This window comes from Streptomyces sp. NPDC006207, from assembly GCF_040613835.1.
In the GTDB taxonomy this organism is placed as follows: domain Bacteria; phylum Actinomycetota; class Actinomycetes; order Streptomycetales; family Streptomycetaceae; genus Actinacidiphila.
Window position 1 is genome coordinate 39,869 of sequence record NZ_JBEXSX010000074.1, and the last position, 6,419, is coordinate 46,287.

General features: G+C 71.8%; 9 protein-coding genes. 6 read left to right on the top strand and 3 right to left on the bottom strand.

What is annotated here, in order from left to right; genetic code table 11:
* The first annotated feature begins 11 nt into the window (after positions 1-11).
* Complete coding sequence (locus tag ABZ312_RS38545; protein WP_500358981.1) at positions 12-1,634, top strand: phytoene desaturase family protein; 1,623 nt, start codon at positions 12-14, stop codon at positions 1,632-1,634.
* Between the two features lie 102 nt (positions 1,635-1,736).
* On the opposite strand, the gene ABZ312_RS38550 is transcribed toward ABZ312_RS38545, so the two are convergent.
* A complete protein-coding gene (locus ABZ312_RS38550; RefSeq protein WP_500323980.1) occupies positions 1,737-1,958 on the bottom strand; it encodes a hypothetical protein in 222 nt (73 codons plus the stop codon).
* A 149-nt stretch (positions 1,959-2,107) separates the two neighbouring features.
* On the opposite strand from ABZ312_RS38550, the gene ABZ312_RS38555 reads away from it, so the two are divergent.
* The 3 genes from ABZ312_RS38555 to ABZ312_RS38565 all read left to right on the top strand — a co-directional run bounded on the left by ABZ312_RS38555 (position 2,108) and on the right by ABZ312_RS38565 (position 3,776).
* Positions 2,108-2,584, top strand: a complete 477-nt coding sequence (locus tag ABZ312_RS38555; RefSeq protein WP_500323979.1) for a MarR family winged helix-turn-helix transcriptional regulator — start codon at positions 2,108-2,110, stop codon at positions 2,582-2,584.
* 114 nt (positions 2,585-2,698) lie between these two features.
* A complete protein-coding gene (locus ABZ312_RS38560) occupies positions 2,699-3,256 on the top strand; it encodes a hypothetical protein (protein ID WP_500323978.1) in 558 nt (185 codons plus the stop codon).
* 46 nt (positions 3,257-3,302) lie between these two features.
* Positions 3,303-3,776: a hypothetical protein gene (locus tag ABZ312_RS38565; protein ID WP_500323977.1), complete on the top strand. Its 474-nt coding sequence runs from the start codon at positions 3,303-3,305 to the stop codon at positions 3,774-3,776.
* Between the two features lie 68 nt (positions 3,777-3,844).
* Here the strand turns inward: ABZ312_RS38565 and ABZ312_RS38570 are convergent, their stop codons facing one another.
* Both ABZ312_RS38570 and ABZ312_RS38575 read right to left on the bottom strand, forming a co-directional pair.
* Entirely contained in the window at positions 3,845-4,075 is a 231-nt protein-coding gene (locus tag ABZ312_RS38570) for a hypothetical protein (protein ID WP_500439714.1), read from the bottom strand.
* Between the two features lie 145 nt (positions 4,076-4,220).
* Positions 4,221-5,360 (bottom strand): winged helix DNA-binding domain-containing protein, encoded by a 1,140-nt coding sequence (locus ABZ312_RS38575; protein WP_500323975.1) that lies wholly within the window; start codon positions 5,358-5,360, stop codon positions 4,221-4,223.
* Positions 5,361-5,468: 108 nt separating this feature from the next.
* Between ABZ312_RS38575 and ABZ312_RS38580 the strand changes: the two genes are divergently transcribed.
* The gene (locus ABZ312_RS38580; RefSeq protein WP_018561957.1) at positions 5,469-5,636 is read left to right on the top strand and encodes a DUF5670 family protein; all 168 of its coding nucleotides are present in this window, start codon (positions 5,469-5,471) and stop codon (positions 5,634-5,636) included.
* 175 nt (positions 5,637-5,811) lie between these two features.
* Positions 5,812-6,150 (top strand): DUF3040 domain-containing protein, encoded by a 339-nt coding sequence (locus ABZ312_RS38585; RefSeq protein WP_500439715.1) that lies wholly within the window; start codon positions 5,812-5,814, stop codon positions 6,148-6,150.
* Positions 6,151-6,419 lie beyond the last annotated feature (269 nt).

Consider the following 6,419-nt stretch of genomic DNA (forward strand, 5'->3'; position numbering starts at 1 on the left):
GGGAGGCACCCATGGCGGACGCGGTCGTGATCGGCGCGGGCCCCAACGGCCTGGTCGCCGCCAACCTGCTGGCCGACGCAGGATGGAGCGTGGAGGTGCTCGAGGCCCAGGACGAGCCCGGCGGCGGAGTCCGCTCCGGGCGGGACGTCCATCCCGAGTACATCCACGACCTGTTCAGCTCCTTCTACCCTCTCACGGCCGCCTCGCCGGTCATCCGCGGGCTCGACCTGCACCGTGAAGGCCTGCGCTGGAGCCACGCGCCGGCCGTCGTCGCCCATCCGCTGCTCGACGGCCGCTGCGCGGTGCTGCACCGGCGTGCCGTCGACACGGCCGCGGTCCTCGACGCGGAGACCGCCGGCGACGGCGCGGCATGGCACCGGCTGTGCACGATCTGGGGGCGCCTCGGCGACGACCTCGTCGATGCCCTGTTCACGCCCTTCCCTCCGGTGCGTCCGGGCCTGCGGCTCGCGGCACGGCTGCGCGCGGGCGGTGGGCTGCGCATGGCACGCACCCTGGTGCTTCCCGTGCGCCGTCTGGGCGAGGAGGAGTTCCGGGGCGAGTTGGGCCCCTTGCTGCTGGCCGGCTGCGCGCTCCACGCCGATCTCGCCCCGGAGGCCGCGGGGAGCGGAGGATTCGGCTGGCTCATGGCCATGCTGGGGCAGACGTACGGTTTCCCCGTGCCCGTCGGCGGCGCCGGAGCGCTCACGGCCGCCCTCGTCGGGCGGCTCCGCAGACGCGGCGGGACGCTGCGGTGCGGAGCGCGGGTGACGGAGGTCGTGGTGCGCTCCGGCCGGGCGGTGGGGGTCCGTACGGCCGACGGCGACGCGGTGCCGGCACGCCGCGCCGTGCTGGCCGACGTGTCCGTGCCCGCGCTGTACGGGCAGCTGGTCGACCGGGACGACCTCCCGGACCGGGTCCTGGAGGATCTGCGCCGCTTCCAGTGGGACTTCGCGACCTTCAAGGTGGACTGGGCCCTGGAGGGCGCGGTGCCGTGGTCGTCGTCCGCGGCAGCGCAGGCGGGCACCGTGCACCTGGCGGAAGGTGTCGACGAACTGACGCGGTTCGCCGCGCAGATCGCCATGGGGCAGGTGCCCGAGCGGCCCTTCCTCCTGTTCGGGCAGATGACCACGGCGGACGGGTCGCGTTCCCCGTCCGGTACGCAATCCGCGTGGGCGTACACCCACCTCCCCCACCGTGTCCGCGGCGACGCCGGCGGGGCGGGCATCACCGGCACCTGGACCCGCACCGACCAGGAGCTGATGGCCGACCGGGTCGAAGCGCAGGTCGAGCGGTACGCACCCGGCTTCCGCTCACTCGTCGCCGCCCGCCGTGTACTCGCCCCGCCCCAGCTCGAGGCGAACGACGCCAACCTCCACGGCGGCGCCATCAACGGCGGCACCGCGGGCATGCACCAGCAATTGGTCTTCCGCCCCCTCCCGGGAACGGGACGTCCGGAGACGCCGATCGCGGGACTCTTCCTGGCGTCCGCGGGGGCCCATCCGGGCGGCGGCGTGCACGGCGCCCCGGGCGCCAACGCCGCTCATGCCGCGCTGCGATCCCGTTCCCCGAGCCGCCTGCTGAGCAGGGCGCAGCGTGCCCTCACCCGCCGCGGCCGCACGGGGCGCTCCACCTGATCCGCCGTGTCCTTCAGGCCTTGGTGAGGCAGACGCAGGCCGGATTCGCCGTTTCCCGGGAACCGGTTTCCCCGCCCTTGCGGAACTCGCTGCCGCCGGCTTCTACAGAGAGATCATCACCCGGGCAGCGGCGCGGTCGCTGGCGTGGCCTTCGAGCGCCGCCCATTCCGCGACGTCCAGGGGCCACAGTGAGTCGCAATACCCGATGACGACGTCGGCCCCGTCCTGCTTCACGGTGTGCTGCGGGTCACCGGGGCAACTGCCTACCGCCACCACGGCGGCAGCCGCTTCAGGACTGCGGCATGCAAGGCGCATCTCGGGCATGGTCAACGCTCCTGTCGTGGCTGAATCCCTATCGACGGAGCGTACTCGCGGTGAAGATCGATCACAGTTGAGTGATGCATTCGGGTCAATCGCAATGGCTAAAATGTGGAGCTTTCAAGCAGAATTGCCGCACTCGATAGGATGGGGAAATGGCGAAGGGCAAGAGCGACGAATGGCTGACCGCTGACGAGCAGCGCGCCTGGCGCACCTATCTGGAGGTCGGCACGCTGCTGCTCCACCAGCTCGGACGCGACCTGGAGCCGTTCGACCTCACCATCAACGACTACGAGATCCTGGTGAACCTCTCGGAGTCGCCCCAGCACCGCATGCGGATGAGCGACCTGGCCCGCGCCACCCTGCAGTCCAAGAGCCGGCTGTCCCACCAGATCAGCCGCATGGAGAACGCCGGCCTGGTCCGCCGCGAGAACTGCGAGTCCGACCGGCGCGGGCTGTTCGCCGTCCTCACGGACGAGGGCTGGGAGACCATGCGCAACGTCGCCCCGCACCACGTCGCCGCCGTCCGGGAGCACTTCATCGACCTGCTCCCCGCCGAGGACCAGGCGGCCCTCCGCAAAGCCCTCACCCCGGTCGTCGAGCACTTGCGCGCGGAGCACGGTACGGCCTGAGGTGCCACTGGCGTCATACGTGACGAATGCCCGCACACATGGCGTTTTGGATACCGGTGCCAGGGCAGGCGTCAGCCTGAGGGGGGTTCCCGTAAGTGCTAGGGAGTCGACCCCATGTCAACAGGGACACTTCTGGCGATCATCATCCCCGTGGTGGTGATACTCGCCCTGATCGCGGTGGCGTCCACCCTCTTCATGCGCCACCGGCGCCTGAAGGAACGGTTCGGCCCGGAGTACGACCGGACGGTGGAAGGCGCCGACAGCCGCAAGGACGCCGAGCGGGACCTCGCCGCACGCACCAAGCGTCACGACTCGCTGGACATCAAGCCGCTGCCGAGCGGTGTGCGTGACCGCTACGCGCGGGAGTGGACCAGCGTCCAGGAGGAGTTCGTCGACCGGCCCGAGGACGCCGTCCACGACGCCGACAGCCTGGTGGGCTCCCTGATGCGCGACCGCGGCTACCCGACCGAGAACTTCGACCAGCAGGTCAAGGACCTTTCGGTGGAGCACGGCCGGACCCTGGACCACTACCGGGCGGCCCACGAGGTCAACGACCTCAGCACCCGGCACGAGGCCACGACCGAACAGCTGCGCGGCGCGATGGTCCACTACCGCGCCCTGTTCGACGAACTGCTCACCGACGGCGGTGGGCGGCGCCACGCCCGGGCCTGAGCGAAGGGCCCGTCCCGGAACACCCCATCTGGAGAGGCGGAGAACCATGGAACGCGAGCGTGCCTCCCGCGGAAGCGGTCTGGCCACCGAAGACCTCGCAGAGACCCACGCACCCGCCGGCCTCGAGCCGGACCGCCCGGAAGCGGCCTCCCGGGCACCGGAGTACCCAGGCGAGAGCAGCGGAACCCGGGGCGGACCGCCCCCGGAGGACATGGCGGGCACTCCTGTCCAGGAGACCGCATCGGATGAGGCCCCGCAGTTGCTGGGTTCTCAGGACCAGGAGCACTTCCGCGACCGCTGGCAGCAGATCCAGAGCGAGTTCGTCGACGACCCCCGCGATGCCGTGCACGCCGCCGACGAGTTGGTGGCCGACGTCATGCAGAAGCTGGCATCGACGTTCGCCCAGCACAAGGGGGACCTGGAAGGCCAGTGGACCCGTGGCGAGCAGGTGAACACGGAGGACCTGCGCACGGCGCTCCGGCGCTACCGGTCCTTCTTCAACCGCCTGCTGTCCACCTGAGTCCGGCGCGGCGGGGCGCTGCCCAGGCGGCGTCCCGCCCACCGCTGTGCGGGTGCCGGGAGGACGACCTAGAAATCTTCCAGGCCGGTTCCCCGACGCTTCTCGTGCGGTGGAATCTTCAACTGCTCCGAGCCCCGCTCCTCTTCATCCGGTTCATCCGGTGCATCCGGTGCATCCGGTGCATCCGGTGCATCCGGTGCATCCGGTGCATCCGAGGACGGCGTTCCCGATTCCCGGGTCGCCTCCTCCCCCGGGTCTCGGTCCGGGTCCCGGCGGGTCTCCTCCTCCGGCTGCTCCATGGGCTGACTCCTCCCTTCTCGGACAGTGGCGTCTCAGCATCATCACGTATAAACCCGATGATAAGTACGCGAAAGATCGGCAGAGCAGCCTCCGCGACATGACGCGAGGCGGTGAAACGGCGAAGCCGACGTCGCGGCGCCACGTTCAGGCCTTCACGAACCGGCTCTCGACGCCGGGGAACCCCTTGTCCCACCAGTGTCCGTAGCGCCGGTAGACGGCCGGGTCGCGGTCGGCGAGCAGAGCCCACAGCTTCGCCGCCTCCTCCACCAGCCCCTGCCAGGCGGCCTTGCCGAGCTTGCGGAAGGCGGTCAGCTCCAGGCCGTCGCCGGTCGCGCGCCACACGCCGGCGACCTGCCCGTCGACGAGCAGGCACGGCAGCGTGTCGCCGTTCCGCCGCGCGATCACCGGCCGGTACTCCCCTGGCACGACCCGCCCCGCGCCGGCGTGGGCCAGCAGGATGCTGTCCCACATGGGGAGCAGCCTCGGCGGCGCCGGCGTGTCCTCATCGGGGACGGTGGCGTCGGCGAGGTCGTACAGGGCGGCGCGGCCCGGTCCCGCCACCTGCACCACCTGGTCGCCGAGCCCGTCCAGCGCCCGGGTGATGACGGAGCGCTGCAGCAGCGTGAAGCGAGCGAAGTCCTGGGCCGAGGCGGGCCCGAACGCACCCAGGTAGGCGAGCAGCAGTCGCCGCACCCCGGCGTCGGTCTGCTCGGGCTCGGGCGCGGGGACCGCCGCGGAGGCGCGGTAGGTGTTCGGCAGGGTGAACGACCAGGGGCCGCCGGCCGGCGCGTGATGCACGGGGGCGTACGTGCGCAGCGCCCACCACACGCGGTGGGCGTGCTCGCCGAAACGTCCCGCGACCTCGTTCTCCACCTCGGCGCCGGTGCGGGGCCGGTCGAGGAACCCGGCGAGTTCGGGAAGCAGCGCGTCGGCGTCGGCGGGGTCCAGCCCGGTCGAGGTGAAGCGGCGGTCGTACAGCCGTGACGCCCGCAGCGTGCCCACCATCGCGGCGTGGTAGGCGGCATGGTCCTCGGCGTGGACGGCGTGCAGCGTGATCCGCATCAGGGTCGCCTTGATTATCCGCCGGTCCGCGAACGCCGCGTCGAGGTCCTCGGGCGCGAAGTCCCGAACCCTGTTCCACAGCGCCAGGTACGGGGAGGCCGGGGTCTGTGCCTGCAGCGCGCAGACCCGGCGGACCGCCTCGGCCACGTCGAGGCGCCTGCGCTCGAGCAGGAGCTGACGGTCCAGGGTGGCGAGGGTGAGTTGCCGCGCGGTGAGGCTCATGGCCGGATTATGCCGCCCCGGTCCGACAGTCCTTCCGGTGGACGCCGCGGCCCGGTGGTGCATGGTCACGGAACACCAGGGCAGACGCGGGGTCAGGAGGTTGACGACATGGTTCCCTTGCTTCTTGTCCTGCTGCTCGCCCTGATCCTCTTCGGTGCGGGCTTCGCCCTCAAGGCCCTGTGGTGGATCGCCATCATCGTGCTGGTGGTGTGGCTGCTCGGCTTCGTGTTCCGGGCCGCCGAAGGCGGTGGGCGCCGCCGTTGGTACCGATGGTGACCTCTCGCCCGCAGCACGCCGGGGCCCGCCGCGCATCGCGGCGGGCCCCCGTCCGTCGTCCGCCACCGGTCGTATCAGGTCATTCCTGCCGCGGCGGCGGTCCCTGCCGCACAACGGGGTACACGCGGGGCAGAGATGGCCGGAGCAGCCCGGCCCACGCCTCCAGGAGATGCTGATGAGGGAGGACTGCCGGCTCACCGTCCGGGAACGCATGGCTCTCGACGGAATCGAGCGTTTGCTCCGCCGTGAGGACCGGGCGCTCGCCCGGCGACTGCGCACCATGCGCGTGTGTACCCCCCTGCGGGAGATCGCGGCGCGGTTCGCGCGGTGGCCACGCGCCCTGCTGGTGACCTTCCTCGCCGGCACCACCCTGGCACTGCTGCTGTCGGCGACGCTGACCAAGGAGACCCCGCTGGTGTGGGTCGGCGCGGCCTCGTGGGCCGTCACCTTGCTCGCCGCCGCGTGGCCGACCTCGCCCAGGCGGCGCATCGGTCGGCGCAGGCAGGTCGTGTAACGGACCCTCAGCCGGCGGACGGTGAGCGCGGCGAGGGCCACGGCCGCGGTCACCTCGTCACGCCAGGGGCGTCGTGCACAGCGAGCCCCCCGAGCCCGGCATCATGCCGCCCCGTGGCAAGCTCGCCGCTGGAAAACTCCCGCTCAGGGCTGGGCGGCGGCGACCTCCTCGGCCACGTGGCGGTCGAGCGCCGCCCGCACCAGGGCGGCCGCGAAGACCGCGTGGGCGGCCTTGGGCACCAGGGCCGCCAGCTCTTCCGGCCGAGCCGG